The organism is Streptomyces sp. NPDC050121 (assembly GCF_044460385.1).
Classification (GTDB): domain Bacteria; phylum Actinomycetota; class Actinomycetes; order Streptomycetales; family Streptomycetaceae; genus Streptomyces; species Streptomyces soliscabiei.
This window is the reverse complement of the sequence record NZ_JBITJV010000016.1, coordinates 1-16,923: the sequence shown is the minus strand read 5'-3', so window position 1 is coordinate 16,923 and position 16,923 is coordinate 1. Positions and strand designations below refer to the sequence as shown.

General features: G+C 68.8%; 14 protein-coding genes and 3 pseudogenes. 9 read left to right on the top strand and 8 right to left on the bottom strand.

From position 1 onward, the window contains the following. Positions 1-39: 39 nt before the first annotated feature. Together ACIBTS_RS24110 and ACIBTS_RS24105 are read left to right on the top strand one after the other, a co-directional pair. Positions 40-2,355: a beta-L-arabinofuranosidase domain-containing protein gene (locus tag ACIBTS_RS24110; RefSeq protein WP_399322018.1), complete on the top strand. Its 2,316-nt coding sequence runs from the start codon at positions 40-42 to the stop codon at positions 2,353-2,355. Positions 2,356-2,574: 219 nt separating this feature from the next. Next, on the top strand, positions 2,575-4,908 hold the full coding sequence (locus tag ACIBTS_RS24105; RefSeq protein ID WP_399322016.1) for a glycoside hydrolase family 3 N-terminal domain-containing protein: 2,334 nt from the start codon (positions 2,575-2,577) through the stop codon (positions 4,906-4,908). Positions 4,909-5,267: 359 nt separating this feature from the next. Here ACIBTS_RS24105 and ACIBTS_RS24100 read toward each other — a convergent pair whose 3' ends face one another. The 3 genes from ACIBTS_RS24100 to ACIBTS_RS24090 are packed head-to-tail and all read right to left on the bottom strand — an operon-like array spanning position 5,268 to position 7,725. Beyond that, positions 5,268-6,134, bottom strand: coding sequence for an SDR family oxidoreductase (locus ACIBTS_RS24100; RefSeq protein ID WP_399322015.1), 867 nt, complete (start codon positions 6,132-6,134; stop codon positions 5,268-5,270). Positions 6,135-6,184: 50 nt separating this feature from the next. Beyond that, on the bottom strand, positions 6,185-7,051 hold the full coding sequence (locus ACIBTS_RS24095) for an NAD-dependent protein deacetylase of SIR2 family (RefSeq protein ID WP_399322013.1): 867 nt from the start codon (positions 7,049-7,051) through the stop codon (positions 6,185-6,187). Next, on the bottom strand, positions 7,048-7,725 hold the full coding sequence (locus ACIBTS_RS24090; RefSeq protein ID WP_399322012.1) for a DsbA family protein: 678 nt from the start codon (positions 7,723-7,725) through the stop codon (positions 7,048-7,050). Before ACIBTS_RS24090 ends, ACIBTS_RS24095 begins: the two co-directional genes overlap by 4 nt. 102 nt (positions 7,726-7,827) lie before the next feature. Here ACIBTS_RS24090 and ACIBTS_RS24085 point away from each other — a divergent pair, with 102 nt between their 5' ends. After that, entirely contained in the window at positions 7,828-8,757 is a 930-nt protein-coding gene (locus tag ACIBTS_RS24085; protein ID WP_399322011.1) for a helix-turn-helix domain-containing protein, read from the top strand. A 201-nt stretch (positions 8,758-8,958) separates the two neighbouring features. Continuing rightward, positions 8,959-9,729 (top strand): annotated as a pseudogene (locus ACIBTS_RS24080) (SpoIIE family protein phosphatase); the annotation flags it as partial. A gap of 28 nt (positions 9,730-9,757) precedes the next feature. Here the strand turns inward: ACIBTS_RS24080 and ACIBTS_RS24075 are convergent. Further along, a complete protein-coding gene (locus ACIBTS_RS24075; RefSeq protein ID WP_399322010.1) occupies positions 9,758-10,561 on the bottom strand; it encodes a hypothetical protein in 804 nt (267 codons plus the stop codon). Between the two features lie 337 nt (positions 10,562-10,898). On the opposite strand from ACIBTS_RS24075, the pseudogene ACIBTS_RS24070 reads away from it, so the two are divergent. From ACIBTS_RS24070 to ACIBTS_RS24060, 3 genes and pseudogenes are all read left to right on the top strand, one after another. Beyond that, a pseudogene (locus ACIBTS_RS24070) lies at positions 10,899-11,141 on the top strand (transposase domain-containing protein); the annotation flags it as partial. A gap of 94 nt (positions 11,142-11,235) precedes the next feature. Beyond that, the gene (locus ACIBTS_RS24065; protein ID WP_399322274.1) at positions 11,236-11,472 is read left to right on the top strand and encodes a hypothetical protein; all 237 of its coding nucleotides are present in this window, start codon (positions 11,236-11,238) and stop codon (positions 11,470-11,472) included. Then, positions 11,472-11,939, top strand: coding sequence for a hypothetical protein (locus tag ACIBTS_RS24060; RefSeq protein ID WP_399322009.1), 468 nt, complete (start codon positions 11,472-11,474; stop codon positions 11,937-11,939). The genes ACIBTS_RS24065 and ACIBTS_RS24060 overlap by 1 nt, the downstream gene beginning before the upstream one ends. Positions 11,940-12,090: 151 nt before the next feature. Here ACIBTS_RS24060 and ACIBTS_RS24055 read toward each other — a convergent pair whose 3' ends face one another. The 4 genes and pseudogenes from ACIBTS_RS24055 to ACIBTS_RS24040 all read right to left on the bottom strand — a co-directional run bounded on the left by ACIBTS_RS24055 (position 12,091) and on the right by ACIBTS_RS24040 (position 15,437). After that, positions 12,091-13,017: a sensor histidine kinase gene (locus tag ACIBTS_RS24055; RefSeq protein ID WP_399322007.1), complete on the bottom strand. Its 927-nt coding sequence runs from the start codon at positions 13,015-13,017 to the stop codon at positions 12,091-12,093. Then, positions 13,005-13,700: a response regulator transcription factor gene (locus ACIBTS_RS24050; RefSeq protein ID WP_399322006.1), complete on the bottom strand. Its 696-nt coding sequence runs from the start codon at positions 13,698-13,700 to the stop codon at positions 13,005-13,007. The genes ACIBTS_RS24055 and ACIBTS_RS24050 overlap by 13 nt, the downstream gene beginning before the upstream one ends. Before the next feature lie 419 nt (positions 13,701-14,119). Further along, positions 14,120-14,950 (bottom strand): annotated as a pseudogene (locus ACIBTS_RS24045) (IS256 family transposase); the annotation flags it as partial. 199 nt (positions 14,951-15,149) lie between these two features. After that, complete coding sequence (locus tag ACIBTS_RS24040; RefSeq protein ID WP_399322004.1) at positions 15,150-15,437, bottom strand: hypothetical protein; 288 nt, start codon at positions 15,435-15,437, stop codon at positions 15,150-15,152. A gap of 292 nt (positions 15,438-15,729) precedes the next feature. On the opposite strand from ACIBTS_RS24040, the gene ACIBTS_RS24035 reads away from it, so the two are divergent. Continuing rightward, positions 15,730-15,951 (top strand): hypothetical protein, encoded by a 222-nt coding sequence (locus ACIBTS_RS24035; protein WP_399322002.1) that lies wholly within the window; start codon positions 15,730-15,732, stop codon positions 15,949-15,951. 72 nt (positions 15,952-16,023) lie between these two features. Continuing rightward, positions 16,024-16,881 carry a hypothetical protein gene (locus ACIBTS_RS24030; protein ID WP_399322001.1) on the top strand — a complete coding sequence of 286 codons (858 nt, stop codon included), beginning with the start codon at positions 16,024-16,026 and terminating at the stop codon, positions 16,879-16,881. Positions 16,882-16,923: the final 42 nt, after the last annotated feature.

The window sequence follows — 16,923 nt, the reverse complement described above, 5'->3', positions numbered from 1 at the left end:
CGCCGGGCCGAAGTGTTCGAACGAAGGAAACAAGCAGTCGTGCAGTCAGTCCCCCGCAGCGCGGTACGCCTTCTTCCCGGCCCGTTCCTGGACGCGCAGGCCACCGCCCTCGACTACCTGCTGTCTCTGGACGCCGACCGGCTCCTCGCTCCCTTGCGGCGCGAGGTCGGCCTCCCGGCGGTAGCCGAGTCCTACGGCAACTGGGAGAGCTCCGGTCTCGACGGCCACACCGTCGGGCACGCGCTGTCGGGTGCTGCTCTCATGAGCGGGGTGACGGACGATCCCCGGCCAAGAGCCATGGTCGAGCGGCTGGTCCAGGGCGTCGTCGAGTGCCAGGACGCCCTGGGCACCGGCTATGTCGGGGGCATCCCCGGCGGCGTACGGCTGTGGCGGCGGGTGGCCGCGGGGCAGGTGGAGCGGGACTCGTTCGAGCTGGGTGGTGCCTGGGTCCCGTGGTACAACCTGCACAAGCTCTTCGCCGGCCTGCTGGACGCCTATCGGCACGCCGGTTCGGACCTGGCGCTGACCGCCGTCCGACGGCTGGCCGACTGGTGGGACCAGGCGGCTGCGGGGATGGACGACGACACCCACGAAGCCATGCTCCGCACGGAGTTCGGCGGTATGTGCGAGGTTCTCGCGGACCTCGCCGAGGTCACGGGCCAGGACCGGTACGCCGCCCTGGCACGGCGCTTCCTCGACCAGTCCCTGCTCCGCCCCCTGCGCGAGCACCGCGACGTCCTCGACGGGATGCACGCCAACACCCAGATCGCCAAGGTCGTCGGCTACCAGCGGCTCGGCGAGGTCGCCCGCGATCCCGGCCTGCGGGACGCCGCCCGGTTCTTCTGGCAGACCATGACCCGGCACCGGACGGTCTCCTTCGGCGGCAACTCCGTGCGCGAGCACCTGCATCCGCGCGACGACTTCGGCTCCGCGCTGGAGTCGCCCGAGGGACCCGAGACCTGCAACACCTACAACATGCTCAAGCTGAGCCGAGCGCTGTTCCTCGAACGGCCGGACGCAGAGGTGCTCGACCACTACGAGCGCGCGACGGTCAACCACATCCTGTCGTCCCTGCATCCGAACGGCGGGATGGTGTACTTCACGCCGGTGCGGCCGGGCCACTACCGCGTCATGTCGACGCCCCAGAACTGCTTCTGGTGCTGTGTCGGCACCGGACTGGAGAACCACGCCAAGTACGGCGAGCTGGTGTACACCGCCGAGGGCGACGACCTGTTCGTCAACCTCTTCATCGCCTCCCGGCTGAGCCGGCCCGAACTCGACCTGGTGCTGGAGCAGACCACGACGGCCCCCTACGACGACGAGGTCAGACTCGTCGTACGCTGCGCTCCCGCCACCCCTGTGGCGATCCACCTCCGCGTCCCCAGCTGGCACGAGGGCACGCCACACGTCCATGTCAACGGCGTACCGCCCGAGGGCAACTCGGCCCCGCTCACGACGCACCGCGGAACAGACGGGCAGCCCCTGACATACGTGCGCTTCGAGCGGCAGTGGCGCAAAGGGGACACCATCACCATGCGCCTTCACCCGCGTATCACCGCCGAGCTGCTCCCCGACCACTCACCGTGGGTGTCATTCCGCTACGGGCCCACCGTCCTCGCGGCCGAGGGCGACCGTAACGACCTCGTAGGGCTTTTCGCCGACGACTCCCGCATGGGACACGTCGCCCGCGGCCCGCTGCGCCCCCTGGAACACCTGCCCGTCGTGCTCGCCCGCAGTTCCTCCGACGCGGCGTCCGGCGTGCGCCGACTCGCCCCCGGCCGGCTGGCGTTCGCCCTGGATCACGTGGACGCGCGACCGGGTGAGCCCGTCGTCCTCGTCCCGTTCGCCGGCATCCATGAATCCCGCTACACCCTCTACTTCCCTCTGGCCGAACCGGAGCGGCTCCACCAGCGTCGGGCGCAACTGCGCGCGGCCGACGAGGCGGCGCTCACGCTGCACGATCGGACCGTCGACGCCGTTGCCGCCGGCGAACAACAGCCCGAAAGCGACCACCTTTTCGCTGGGCGGGACACGTGGTCGGGCCTCACCGACGGACGAAGGTGGCGGGCCGCCACCGGATGGTGGTCCTACCGCCTGACAGACCCGGACCACGCCGCCACCGCCCTTCACGTGATCTACCTCGCCGACGAAAACGGTGGCCCCACCCGCGTGCTCGTCAACGGAAACCCGCTCGGCGTCCTCACGCTGCCGCCCGCCTCCCGGAACGAGGAGATGACCCACGTGCTCCCCCTCCAGATGGAAGGCCCCGCCGACCCCCTCGAGATCCGTTTCGAACCCGTCGGCCCCGCAGCCACCGTCCGACTGCGCCAGGTCCGTCTGGTTTCTCTTCCGTGATCAGGTGGGATGCGTCGTCCATTGCGGAGCCCCAGGTGAGGCTGCCCGTGGTGACCTTACGGACGGCCCTGCGGCCGTGGCCGGGTCACGCTGGCCAGGAGCAGCAGCACACGATCAGCTTCGAGCGGAGACTCCCGCTGCCTCACCAGCGCCGACGAGGCACCGCACCTCTCCGCACCACGCCGTTCGCGGCACCCGAACACAGAAACGGATCATCCCTTGACGACCAGCGACGAGCACCCGGCGACGGCCGGGCCTTGGAACGATCCCGCCCTGCCGGCGTCCGATCGCGCCCGCGCCCTGCTCAACGCCATGACCCAGGCCGAGAAGATCGCGCAGCTCGGCAGCACCTGGCCGGGCTTCAGTCCTTCATCCGGGGACGTGGCTCCGATGCAGGACGCCTTCCGCGCGCTCCAGAGCTTCGACGAAGCGATCGTCGACGGCCTCGGGCACCTGACCCGGGTGTTCGGCACGGCCCCGGTCGACCCGGAGACGGGCCGTGAGCGTCTGGCGGAGTTCCAGGAGCGGGTGACGGCTGCGAACCGATTCGGTATTCCGGCCATCGCCCACGAGGAATGCCTCACGGGATTCACCACCTGGCAGGCCACGGTCTATCCCACCCCTCTCGCCTGGGCGGCCTCGTGGAACCCCGGCCTCGTCCAGCGCATGGCGGCGGCCATCGGCGCGGACATGGCGGCCGTCGGCGTCCATCAGGGCCTCGCCCCCGTCCTGGACGTGGTACGCGACTACCGCTGGGGCCGGGTGGAGGAGACCCTTGGCGAGGACCCCTACCTGGTATCCGAGCTGGGCCTGGCCTATGTGCGGGGCCTCCAGTCGTCCGGTGTCGACGCGACGTTGAAGCACTTCGCCGGCTACTCCGCCTCCCGTGCCGCCCGCAACCACGCCCCCGCCGCCCTCGGTCCGCGCGAATTCGCCGACATGATCCTCGTACCGTTCGAGAAGGCCGTGGTCAGCGGAGGTGCCGGCTCGGTGATGAACGCCTACAACGACATCGACGGAGTCCCCTGCGGCGCGAACGAGGCACTGCTCACCGGGCTTCTGCGTGATCGCTGGGGCTTCGAGGGCACCGTGGTGTCCGACTACTGGGCCATCGCCTTCCTCGCCTCCATGCACCACGTGGCCGCCGACATCGCCGATGCCGGCCGGTCGGCGCTGCACGCGGGGATCGACGTCGAACTGCCGCACACCTCGGGATACGGCGAACACCTGAGGGAGTCGCTGCGGGACGGCCACGTGACCACCGAAGTGCTCGACCAGGCAGTACTGCGGGTCCTGACGCAGAAGGCGGAACGCGGTCTGCTCGACCCGGACTGGCACCCCGGGCAGTACACGGCCCCCGCGGACTTCGACTCGCCGCGCAACCGCTCCATCGCCCGCGCCCTGGCCGACGAATCCGTCGTCCTGCTCGAAAACTCCTCGGCCCTCCTGCCGCTTGCCTCCCCGCGGTCCATCGCCGTGATCGGCCCCGCAGCCGACGAGGCCCGCTGCCTGTTCGGCTGCTACTCCTTCCCCAACCACGTTCTGCCTCACCACCCTGAGATCCCCCGGGGTGTCGAGGCCCCGACGATCCTCGAGGCCGTCCGGCAGGAGTTCCCCGACGCCTCGGTGCGTCACGAGGCCGGCTGCCCCGTCACCGGGGACGACCCCAGCGGTATCGAGGCGGCCGTGGCGGCGGCCGCGGCGGCCGACCTGACGATCCTCGTTGTCGGTGACCGCTCCGGGATGTTCGGTGAGGGGACGTCCGGCGAAGGCTGTGACGTCGGCGCGCTGACGCTCCCCGGCGTGCAGGAGGATCTGGTGGAGGCAGTGCTCGACGCGGCGGACCGGACCGTCCTCGTCGTCGTATCGGGCCGACCGTACGCGATCGGCCGACACGCTCGGCGAGCCACGGCCACCTTGCAGGTGTTCTTCCCAGGTGAGGAGGGCTCGGCGGCCATCGCCGGTGTCCTGTCCGGGCGAGTCGCTCCCTCCGGGCGCCTGCCCGTCCAGATTCCGGGTGACATGGCAGGCCAGCCGGGCACCTATCTGGCGCCCCCGCTCGCCCTCAAGAGCGAAGGCGTGAGCAACCTCGACCCCACTCCCGCGTTCCCGTTCGGGCACGGCCTGTCGTACACGACCTTCGACATCGGGGACGCGCACGCCGAGGAATCGGCCGTCGCGGTCGACGCGACGATCACCGTGAGGACCACGGTTTCCAACACCGGTGACCGCGCGGGCACGTCGGTGCCCCAGCTCTACCTCACGGATCCGGTCGCCTCGGTCACCCGCCCCGTACGCCAGCTCATCGGCTTCACCCGTGTCGAACTGGCCGCCGGTGAGACCCGCACCGTGGAGTTCCAGGTCCACACGGACATGACCAGCTTTACGGGGCGGGACCTGCGCCGTCGCGTCGAGCCGGGCCGGGTCGTGCTGACCGTCGCACAGTCGGCGGACGACCCCGGCCAAGCCGTGGAAGTGGAGATCGGGGGCGAGACACGCATCGTCGACCACACCCGGACCATGACCACCACCGTTCGCGTCGTCCCGGACTGACCGGCCACCGCCTGCGTCACCTGGTCGCGTTCGGCCGCTCGGCCTGCCTGACTGGTGGAAGCCCGGTTGGTAGGGCGGTCATGTATGAGAGTGATGCGTTGCGAGCGGTGGTGACCGGGCCGCCGGCTCTGTACGCGGCCGGCGTGTGCACCACGGTGCTTCGCCAGGGCTACACCCCCGAGTCGGCTTGTGAACCGATACAGCTCACGGCCCACTTGAGCCACTGGATGGGTACCCGCGGTCTGGAGCCGGCAGCCGTGGCAGACCAGGTGATCGGGGAGTTCCGCGCCGAGCGTCGGCATGACTACCACAAGAGGACGACCCCGCGGCGGGCCGGGGCGGTGCCGACGGCGGTGTGGTCAGCCCCCTGTCGCGCGGATGACGTCGGCGAGGGGCGTGGCGGGGTGGCCGGTGAGGCGGAGTACGGCGTCGCTGACACCGTCGAGTTCGCCGGACGCGATGGCCGTGTAGGTGGACACCCAGGCGTCCAGCTGCCATGGCAGGGCGCCGTAGGAGGCGCGGGATGCGTAGGCCTCCTCGACCGTCTCCTGCTGGTAGGTGACGGTGCGTCGGAGCTGCTCGGACAGGATCGAGGCCGCTTCGTCCAGGGTGAGGGACTCGGGCCCGGTCAGGTCGTATGCCACGCCTGCGTGGTCGTCGGGCCGGGACAGCACCGCGGCGGCGGCGTCGGCGATGTCCTCCTGGCCGACGAACGCGGCGCGTCCGTGCCCGGCCGGGCCGCGGATGATGCCGTCCTCGCCGACGAGGTCGGGGACGAACTCCGCGTAGAAGTTGTCCCGGAGGAAGGTGTACGCAAGTCCGCTCGCGCGGATGTGCTGCTCGGTGTGGAAGTGGTCGCGGGCCAGGGTGAAGGTGGCGTCGGGTGCCGCGCCGTAGAAGGAGACGTACACCAGGTGCCGGACACCCGCCTGCGCGACGGCATCAATGAACGTCTTGTGCTGGGCGAGCCGGTCGGAGCTCTCGGAGGCGGAGACCATGAAGACGGTGCGGGTGCCGGCGAGGGCCTCCCGCACGGCGTCCTGGTCGGAGTAGTCGCCGCGCACCGCCACCGAGTCGGGAAGCCGTGGTGCGCGTGCGGGATTGCGGGCCAGGAGTTTCTGCGGGACGCCTCGTTCGGCCAGTCGCCGGGCGACGCGCCCGCCGAGTCGGCCGGTGGAGCCGGTGACGACGGTCGTGGGGACGGATGCCTCGGATGCCTGGGACATGTCGTGATCTCTCTTCCTGTGTGGTGACGGAGGCGTGCTGCCTCCGGACGTCAGGGATGGAGTCTGTCGAGGAGCAGGTCCGCTCCGTGGGGAACGGACAGAGCTCGTATCCCGAGGTCCGAGGGGACGTCGGGATGGGCGGGATTGATCCGGACGAGGCGGGCCCCAGGGGTCTGGCGCACCAGGTTCTCCACGGGCCGGCGGATCACGCCGGGGGTATTGAAACCGGCCCCGATTTCCAGCACGAGCAAGGCGCTGTCCGTGGGCGCGTCGTCGAGCCACCGGGCCAGCCGCTGCCCGGCGGGCAGATAGACGTCGTCGATGAACTCCGGACCGACGCGGACATTGGGGAACACGTCGGCGCCGCAGTTGGGGCAGCGCGGCAGGGCCGCTGGGTCGGTCACCCGGCCGGTGTCGCGGTCGTATGTGGCGAGGATCGTGTCGAGGAACCCTCTGGTGGGCCAGGTCTCCTGCGTGCAGGGGACCGTGCACTGGAGGCGGCCGTAGTCTCCCTGCGGGGTGAAGACACGGTCCGCGTCGAAGCCGTTGCGGGCGAAGAGGGCGTCGACGTTGGACGTCATCACCCAGTGGTCGCGCTCGCCGACCAGCTCTCTCAGTTTGCGGTAGAGGGCATTGGGGCCGGGGCTGTAGCGGATGTCGTCGATGTGGACGGCCCAGTAGCCCCACATCATGTCCTTCGGCAGGGGTGCGCCGAGCAGGTAGCGCGAGCGCAGGCCGAGGCGGTACAGCGCTGGCAGCAGTTCCCTGAAGCGTTCGGTGTCGCCGTAGTCGTAGCCGGCGGCCGCGCTCAGACCTGCGCCGGCCGCGATCAGGACCCGGTCGGTTTCTTCAAGCCAGTCGCGGATGGTCTCGCGGGCCGATGCGGTCGAGACGGGAACGTTGTGCAGGGTGCTCACGACGTGCAAGTTCCTTCCAGTGGCGCGGACACTCGGTGCATGTACTTGTCGAAGGCCGTGGTCAGTTCCTCGACACGGGTCAGCGGTCCGCCCAGCCGGTGGTGGTTTCCGCCGGCGGTGGCGATCAACAGGGCTGGGTAGCTCTCCACACTCAGGCGGCGGACGGCGCGCAGTCCGGCCCTTGCTCGCGCGCGTGTGACGGGCGCGGCGTAGGAGCAGGCCACGGCAAGGGGGCTCAGTCCCAGTTCGTCGGCGAGCACTCGGTAGGTCGCCGGGTCCGACAGGCTCAGGCCATCGACGAACCAGGCGTGCTGCATCGCTTCGAGCGTCCGTAGAGTGTCCACTCCGGGCTGGGCCAGCAGGGCCTCCAGCCCGGTTGCCGCGTCGGTCGAGTCCATCACCGTGCTGCCTTCGGCCACTGTCCGCCGGTGTCCCGCGCCGAAGTGGGCGCCGGTCAGTTCCGCGATGCGGACGCTCTCGCGCACCAGGCCGGGGTGGGCCGAAACAGGCAGCGCACGTGCCCCCGTATACAGCCCGGCCGACAGGACGCGCAGGTCGACGTGGTCGGCACGGGCTTCGGCGAAGGCCCGCAGGGACGGGGCGAATCCGTGACACCAAGCGCAGTAGGCGTCGAAGACGTACGTCAGCCCGACCCTCTCTCCAGTCGTCGCCATGTGCTGTCCTTTCCGGTTTCCGCCAGGGAGATGTTCCGTTTCCGCAGTGGCATGACCAACGTACGAAGAGCGAACAGGGGAAGCCGGATAAACTTCCGACTCATGATGGCCAAAACCCGACAAGGATCCCTGCGGGAGATCCCCGAGGTCGCGTTTGCCGCGCCCGCGGGCACTCCCGCCGGCGTCGAGGTCATGTCGCTGGCCGAGCTACGGCGGCGCGTCTGCGAGCGTACCCTCGTGCGACCCCAGCGCCCCGACTTCCATCACCTACTCACCCTCACCGCGGGCGATCTCTGGCACATCGTCGATTTCAACGGCTACACCCTGCGGCCGGGCTCCTGGCTGTGGGTGCGCCCGGGCCAGGTGCATCAGTGGGGCGACCTCACCAAGGCAGAGGGCACCCTGATCCTCTTCCAGCAGGATGTGCTGGACCCGGCCACGGCGACGGCCGCACGGGTCGACGACCCGCACGCACCGGTCGCCATCACCCCCGTCGCCGCCGACGCCGAGGCGGTGACCATGGCCGCGGAACACCTGAGCCGCGAGTTCCAGGCGCTCGGTCACCTGCCCCTTGAAGTGCACACCGCAGCCCTGCGTCACCTCCTCGCCGTCCTTCTGCTGCGGCTGGCCCATCTCACCGTCCCGGTCGGCAGCCCCGCTCCGGAGCCGGACGAGACCTACCTGCGGTTCCGTGACGCGGTCGAACGGCACTTCACCACCACTCGACGGGTGGAGGACTACGCCCGCATGCTCGGCTATTCGGGGCGCACCCTCGCCCGGGCGACCCTGGCGGGCGCCGGGCTCAGCGCGAAGGAGTTCGTCGACCGCCGGGTCGTGCTGGAGGCGAAGCGCCTGCTGGCACACGGCGACGAGACCGCCGCCCAGATCTCGGACCGCCTCGGCTTCGTCACGCCCTCCCAGTTCAGCAAGTACTTCATGCAACGCACGGGCCGCTCCCCGATCGACTTTCGCAACGGGGTCAGGGGATGTGCCGAGGGCCTCGGGCCGTCGGCGGCCCCCGGTCAGGGGTAAGAACTCGCAACAGAATGGCGCTTCTTACCTTGGAATACTGATTCCTGATGACACGTTAGCCTTCACATGAGGAGGGGAGAGCAGCTTCCGTGGATCGTGTCGGATGAGTTGTGGGCGCGGATCGAGGAGGATAGTCAAATCCTGTGGATCGTGAGGTAGTTCAGGCTGCGTGAGCTTCGGGACGTTCGACGAGTTCTCCTCGTTCGCTTCACGACCTGTCTGTATGTCGAGGTCCACCCGGTCACGGGGGTGCCGGAGGCCGTCCGGGCCAGTCACCTGGACCGGGTGATCCGGATGGCGGACGGCACGGTCATCCTGCGGGCCACGGCGGACGGGCTGCCGTTGGGCATCGACCCGGTCTCGGACTACCCCACCACCAGGCTGTTGCGGGAGCCCGGCGAGGCGATGATGCTGTGCACCGACGGGCTGCTGGAGACCGGCGGGCACAGCCTGGACACCGGCTGGCGGCGCATCCGAGCGCTTCTGGAGTCCCACGAGGGTGATCTGGAGGAGCTGGTCGAAGTCCGGGCGCCGGGCTATGGCATCGACGTCGCCCCCGTCCGGCCGACGGTACGCCGCACTATGCTGATGATCGCGCAGGCCGAGCCGGAGCGGATCGCCGAGGGCAGGCAGCAGCTGCGGAAGCTGCTGCAGGACTGGGCGTCGGAGGATCAGCGCGACTCGGCGGTGCTGCTGGTCCGAGATGCTGACCAACGCCTTGGTGCACACCGACCCGGACGCGCTGCTGGTCGCCGAGGTGAGGGAGGCCCCGGACGCGCGGAGCATGCGCGTCGAGGTCACCGACACCGGTGACGACCTGCCGCACAAGCGCCGCCCCAGCGAGCTGGCGTGGTCGGGGCGCGGGCTGATGTTGATCGGACTGTCGGCGGACGCGCGGGGGTGGCGCCGAGGGGCGAGGGCAAGAGCATCTGGTTCGAGATCCAGGAGTCTGGGATCCAGGAGACCTCATGAGCCTTCGCTGGGCCCGGCGCCTTCCGGCTCAGCAGCGGTCGCCGCTCTTTACCGCGCGATCACGCGCCACGATCTGGCCGATCGGCTTGCCGGCGCTGTCGGTCACATTGGCCGTCGCCTCGTAGTAGGCGCCTGCGGAGTAGATGTCCCGGGGGCCGCGGCCACGCCAGGTGTCGACGCTCCTGTTTCGCAAGCCCCCCTCGTTCCAGGTGTATGACGTGACGTGGAAGATCGGGACGCTGCGCACCTTGCGCATCTCCGGGCGCTGCACCATCCAGCCCACCCGGCGCGGCGAAACGGTGAGGCTGCTCGTCTTCGACCAGCCCTGCTCCTTCGCGTACGACCAAGAGTGGGAGTACTCGGCGCCCGCCTGAACCGACAGGACGTCCTTGAGGACGCTCCAGTTGACACCGATCGAGACGGTGACGCTGTTGGTCGTGGTGCTGGTCGTGCTGCCGCTGGAGGTGATGTCCTGCCGCAGCGTGGATCCCCTGCTGCAGTTGACGATGGTGTCGCTGACCCGCGTTTCGCCGCCGGTCCAGGTCCAGCTCGCGTACTCGGGGTAGGAGCACCAGCCCCGGACCTGCTCCCAATCGCCCCTGATGTCCTGCAGGCTCGTCCCCACCCTGACTTCGCCGGTTTTGACGTTGATGAGCTTCAACTGCTCACCGGTGGGCCCGTTGCACAGGTTCAACAGCACAGTGTCGGTGTTGAACGGTTCTTGTCCGCGGATGTTGTCCGCGGCGCTCGCCGGCGTGACGGACACCATCACGGCGGCGAAACTCAGCACAGTAGCGATACCTGCGCGCTTGATCGTGGAGCGAGTGGTCACTGAACCCCCTGAACGTGAAGCTGGAATCTTCCGGCCATGGGCCAGATTGGACCAGCCGAAGGTCACGATGCGCTCAGAGAGACGACAGAATCGGATCAGACTTCCACACGACGTCAGGACATGGCGGCATGACGGCATCAGGAGTCCGGGCCTTCCCCCAAGGCCGGGTAGTTAGCGTAATCGCAGGTCACGCAAGTGAGTTGAAGGATTCCCGACGCAGAGCAACGGAGCTCGTTGGTACAGGCAGTCGACCAGGACAGCTTGTCCCGTAGGAGCTCCGTTGCCCCGTCATTGCGTCCTGCCGTCTGCGCTGACAGCCATCACCCGAACGGTCACCGTGGCCGGAGGCCGGTTCGCTCCTGGGTATCCGGGGGAGCTGACAGCACTCGTGCCGTTTGAGCTGGTGGACGCGGTCCTTGCGGAGACGAGGACGGTGCAGCAGCGGCTGCGTGATCTTCCGTCGCGGGTCGGGGTCTACTTCCTGCTGGCGATGTGCCTGTTCCCCGAGGTCGGCTATCGCCTCGTCTGGGACAAGTTGACCGCAGGTCTGTCCGGGATGCCGGTGGTCTGTCCGTCGGCGAAGGCGTTGCGTGACCTGCGCCGGCGGATCGGCAGCGCGCCGGTGCGGGCGTTGTTCGAGGTGCTGGCCCGGCCGACGACGCCAGGAGGTGAAAGTGCGGATCATCGATGCACAGATCGCCGTGACTGTCACGGACGGCACATCCTTCACCGGGTCCTACCGACTGGTCACGACCCTGACCGACGCCCGCCGTTACCCCGCCACCGCGCTGGTGGGCTTCTATCACCAGCGGTGGGAATACGAATCGGCGTACTACGCGCTCCGCCACACCATCATGAACGGCCGCAACCTATGCTCGGGTGACCCGGCAGGGATCGAGCAGGAGATGTGATGTGGTCCCTGCTCACGCTCTACCAGGCCCTGCGCACCGTGATGGCCGACGCCGCCGAGTCGCTCCCCGGCACCGACCCGGACCTTTTCAGCATCACGCTCCACACGGCCCGCGACCAGGTGATCCAGGCCAACGGTATCGTCAGCGCGGACACCGATCGGGACACTCTCCTCGGGATGATCGGTCGTCGGATCCTGACCGGTCTGTTCCCGACCCGCCGGCACCGGGTCAGCACCCGCAAGGTCAAGTCACCGATGTCCCGCTACAGCGAGCGCCACGCCGACGGCCGGCCCGGCACAAGCCACAACGTCACTCGCTTCGAACGTCACCGTCATCGAACCCGTGGATCAGCCCGCGCTGCCCACGGCCTCCCCGGACGACCGACACGCCAGCCCTTCCGCACGGCGCCGACACTGCATTCTGGCCCTGCTCCGGGAAGACTCCACACGTCTGTGGCAACCCCCTGAGATCGCCGCGCACTTCGGCGATGTCACCCTGGAAGCCATGTACAGACAACTGAATCGATGGGCCGCCAGCGGCCTCATCCACAAACTCGGCCCCGGCCTCTACGCCGCAACAGCAGCGTCCCCAGGATCACTTGCGTGACCTGCGATAACGCTAACTGCCCTTCCTTGGGGGAGGCCCCTCCACCGGAAGCCGCACCCGGAACCAGGCACCCTGTGCGCCCGGTCCGTGCGGCTCAAGGCTCACCGTGCCCCCGTGCGCGGCGGCGATGGCCGCGACGATGCCGAGGCCCAGCCCGCTGCCGACCGCCGTGGCGTCCTCGCCCCTGACGAACCGTTCGAAGATCCTCTCCCGCAGCTCAGGCGGCACCCCCGGCCCGTCGTCCACGATCTCGATGACCCGGTACCCGTCCTCAGTGCCTAACCCCAGCTTCGTCGTCGTACCGGGCGGCGTGTGCACGCGGGCGTTGACCAGCAGATTGGCGACGACCTGGTGGAGCTGCCCGGGATCGCCCCGGACCGTGTGTTCACCGGGCGCGATGAACAGCCGCACCGGATGCTCCGGGTGGCAGTCGCGCGCCACAGCGTGCGCGTCCCGGCATAGCTCGGCCAGATCGATCCGCTGCTTGCGCAGGGGCTGGCCAAGGTCTAGCCGGGACAGCAGGCACAGTTCGTCGATGAGCGAGGCCATCCGCTGAATCTCGGCCGACGCCCGCTCCAGCGCGGTACCGCGCACACGCCGCTGCGTCTCCTCCTCTCTCCCGGCGCGGGCGACCTGGGTGTAACCGGAGATGACGGTGAGCTGGTTGCGCAGCTCGTGCCCGGCGGTGGCCTGGAACTCCCACAACCGCCGCTCCCACTCCTGCCGGTCCCGCGCCTCCCGGCGGCACAGCAGCCACGCTCCGGCCACGACGGCCACCAGCAGGATCGCCCCGAGAGCCGCCTCGAACCGGATCAGACGGCCGACGGCCCGCTCGCCGAGGTGCTCACGGAACAGCCAGGCCGCCAGGAGTGTGGCGCCGCCCAGCGCGGAAAGTGCGGCGGCCAGACCGTATGCGACGACGCGGGTCAGTCGGCGCACAGCAGATAGCCCACCCCGCGGACGGTGCGGATCGGCGACGGCTGCCGGTGCCCCAGCTTGCACCGCAGGTAGTAGATGTAGGTGTCGACAAGTCCGGACCCGCCGGCACGGTGGTTCCAGACCTGCTCCTGGATCTGCGCGCGGGTCAGCACCCGCCCGGGGTTCTCCATCATGTACCGCAGCAGGGTGAACTCGGTGGTGGTCAGCTGCACGGGCACCCCGGCGGCCAACACCTGGTGGTTGTCGGGGTCGAGTCGTAGATCCCCGACGGTGAGCCGGCCTCCTGCCCCGGGCCGCCCGTCGGCACCGTAGCGCCGCAGTAGCGCCCGGACGCGGGCCGCCACCTCCTTCAGTTCGAAGGGCTTGGTGACGAAGTCGTCGCCGCCGAGATCGAGTCCGCGCACCCGGTCGTCGAGTTCCGAGCGGGCGCTGAGGAACAGCACCGGCATGGCCATGCCACGCTCACGCATCAGCCGGCACACCTCGTACCCGTCGAGGTCGGGCAGATTGATGTCCAGCAGCACCAGATCGGGCACATACCGGATGACGCGCTCCAGTGCCTGACGGCCCGTGGCCGCGCTCTTCACGTCGAAGCCCACGAACTCCAGGGCCATGGTGAGCATCTCGCGGACGCCGTGTTCGTCGTCGACGACGAGCAGGGAGGGGGAGGCAGGGGTGGTCATGTCCTGTGTCTTCTCGTGCCGAATGCGTAGCTGTTCGAGTTCGCGGTTGCTCGGTTTTGCAGCCGTTCGGGCCACCGACGTCTGTTCCCTCTGGCGCGGGCATCCTGGCATGTACCGGTTGGTACTTCGAGGGCCTTCTGCAATTTTCGACTGTTTGTGGGGTCGGGGCTTTTCGGCCGGTCCGGCGGCTCCTCGGAAGACGTCCTGTGCCGGTTGGCTACGTGCATGAGCGCGGGCTCTGGTCCGCTTCCTGTGGCGCGGTGACGCTCGGTCAGGCCAACAGGACCCTTTTGGTAAAGAGTTCGAATCTTGCGCGGCCGAACATCTGGCGCTTGACCATCTTGATCCGGTTGACATGGCCCTCGACGACGCCGGAGTTCCACGGTTGGGTGAGGCCAGCGATGACGGAGTTGAGTGACCGACTTCGGCATGGAATCGAGCACATTCGCGGTTTTATGGACCCAGCACCGCTGCCCGCTGGTTTCGGGGAAGGCCTCCGCGAGGGCCTTCCAGAAGCCGAGTGCCCCGTCGTCGACCGCGAGGACGGGAGCACGCATGCCGCGACGTGCGCAGTCCCGCATCATGTCCGCCCACGACTCGGCAGACTCGCGGTAGCCGTCCTTGAGTGCGACCGGTTCCTTGCTGCCGTCCACGCGCACGCCGATCAGCACGAGCACACACGCCTTGGCTCCCTCCAGGCGGACGTTGAGGTGGATGCCGTCGGCCCACACGTATACGTAGCCGACGTCCGCGAGGTCGCGGTCCATGAAGGCGGCGTGGCCGGCCTGCCATTGCCGGGTGAGCCGGGTGATGGTCGCCGGGGAGAGCCCGGCCGAGCTGCCCAGCAACTGCTCCAGCGCGGGCACGAAGTCCCCCGAGGACAGGCCGTGCAGGCAGAGCAGGGGCAGCACCTCGCTGATCTTCGAAGACTCGCGGCACCAGGGCGGCAGGCTCGCCGACGAAAACCGCTTGCGCTCGCCCGTGGCCTCGTCGACGCGCTTGTCGTTGACGCGCGGTGCCTGCACCTCGACCACCCCGGCCGCGGTGGTGACCTTCCTCGGCTGGGGGTAGCCGTCACGGACGACCAGGCGCCGGCCCGTCTCATCCCGCTCTTGTGCCAACTCGGCTATATAGGCGTTGACTTCGGCCTCCAGTGCGGCGGCGAGCATCCGCCTGGCGCCTTCACGGACGATCGCGTCGATCAGGGAGCCGTTCGGCGTGGTGCCGTCGTCGTTGACTACGCTGAACACGCGTGCCTTCCCGACCGGTGCAGCGAACACCGGCCTACTCGATGACCATCAGTCGATCACTCGGGAAGGTACGCCCTCCGCGTTCCCCGAGCTCGATCCATCGGTCTTGAGCATTGCTCGAATGCTAGAAGTGGCTGTCCCGGCGCCCCCAGTACCTCAGAAGTGAATTGGGCCGCGGGGATTACTACTTGAGTACTGCTTACGAGGTGGTCTTCGCCGTGTATGACGGCTTGGCCGGTGCGTGCGCCGCTCTCCCCGCGGTGACGGGCCAGTCCCGTGTTGAGCGGGTGAGGGTGACGGTGATGGGCTGGTCGGGACATGCGGCGAGGCGCTGGGCGAGGGCGGTCTGCTCCGCAGGGTCGATAGTGAGGCGGTAGCCGGCATACGGCGGGAGCCAGGTGGAGGGGGCCTGGTCTGCCTTGGACCGGTTGGAAGCGGCGGACACTGCGATCAGGGCGCGGGGGTCGTCGAGACAGGGCTCCGCCAAGTTCCGTGATTGCGTGGAGGGTTGGCGATCAGCCGATTGGGGCGCATAGCGGAGCAGGCACGGGGTTCGTGATCATTGTGGTGTCGAAGCCAGATGATCACGAGGACGTTCTGTGCCTGCTGTTGCGTCTTCCCCCGTCCCTGCCGTGCTGGAGAAGCCGGGGCCGCTGGATGCGGACCGGATCGCTGACCTGCGTCCCTTCCCCGAATCGGTTCCGGATCCGCGCTCACGCCGGAGCCGGAGCCGGTGGTGGCTGGTCCGGGTGCGGATGGGATGCGGCTGGTGCCGGACCGTGTCGAGGGCATGGGGGGTGGAGGTCCTCACCCCGGAATACCGGCGGATCATGGAGATCGTGACCAGTTCGGACGCTCTGGCGATGGCCAAGGACGTCGGGGGCGCGCTGGGCAGGCAGACGACACCGGCGAAGGTGGAGCCTGTTCGCGGGCAGCTGCACAAACTCGCCGACCGAGGCTGGATCTCGCGGACCGGCGCGGGACGCTATCTGACGCGCTGACCGGTCAGGGCAGTGGCGGACCGGCTGATTCCGTCCGTAACAAGACTGCCTTCGGCGGGAGTTGGTGAATCGGTGACGAAAAACCAGCCCGCCGAAGGCGTGTTGCTACCAGGTCCGTCTCCCGCTATCGAAGTGGACCATCAATCTCATCGGGCCGGCCTGATACGCCGCCGACGCAACCAGCTGGGCACCCGATGGCGCAAGCTCACCCCGGGCGCCCAAGCAGTTGTCGTGCTCGCCGTACTCCGCCACGACCAGCGCCTGGTCGACATGGCCGGCGGCAACCACATCTCCGCCTCCGCCGTGCGTCGCTGCGTGAAGGAAACGATCGAGCTCCTGGCTGTCCGGGCCCCGCGACTGGACCGGGCACTGAAGAAGATCGCCCGCAGCGGCGGAGTCGTGGTCCTGCTGGACGGCACCCTCATCCGTACGGGCCATTGCGCCGGGACGGACAACCGGAAGAACTTCTCCAGGAAGCACAAAGCCCATGGCCTGCTGTCTCCCGCGCTGACCGAAGAGAAGGGCAACCTGATCTGGATCTCCCCGGCCAAGCCCGGCCGCTCCAGCGAGATCACCGCGGCCCGCCACAACAAGATCACCAGCCATCTGTGTAGGGCACCCGCACCGCCTCACCGACGCGGAGAAGGGAGCGAATCGCCTGCTCAACCGCGAACGTGCCGCCGTCGAGCACGGCTTCGCGAACCTGAAGTCCTGGCGCTTCCTGACCAAGATCCGCATGAACGCCCGGCACGCCACCACCCTCCTGCGGGCCCTGTTCGTCCTCGCAAACACCGAAATCCACCGGTGACAGACGATCTCCCGAAGAAGATCGCACCCCCTGAGGACGGGTACGTCTCCTCCTCAAGTACCAGTCGGCCCTGTCATGTTCGCTACTTCGGTGTCCTGCTCCTCGCGAACGGAGGTCACTAGCCTGGGCGTTGCGCCGCGGCGGGCGCCACGGGTGTGGCGGTC

Excerpts from the sequence above, each read along its gene's own strand:
- ACIBTS_RS24085 (WP_399322011.1), top strand. The coding sequence starts at position 7,828 with ATGATGGCCAAAACCCGACAAGGATCCCTGCGGGAGATCCCCGAGGTC.
- ACIBTS_RS24100 (WP_399322015.1), bottom strand. The coding sequence starts at position 6,134 with ATGTCCCAGGCATCCGAGGCATCCGTCCCCACGACCGTCGTCACCGGC.
- ACIBTS_RS24060 (WP_399322009.1), top strand. The coding sequence starts at position 11,472 with ATGTGGTCCCTGCTCACGCTCTACCAGGCCCTGCGCACCGTGATGGCC.
- ACIBTS_RS24050 (WP_399322006.1), bottom strand. The coding sequence starts at position 13,700 with ATGACCACCCCTGCCTCCCCCTCCCTGCTCGTCGTCGACGACGAACAC.
- ACIBTS_RS24090 (WP_399322012.1), bottom strand. The coding sequence starts at position 7,725 with ATGGCGACGACTGGAGAGAGGGTCGGGCTGACGTACGTCTTCGACGCC.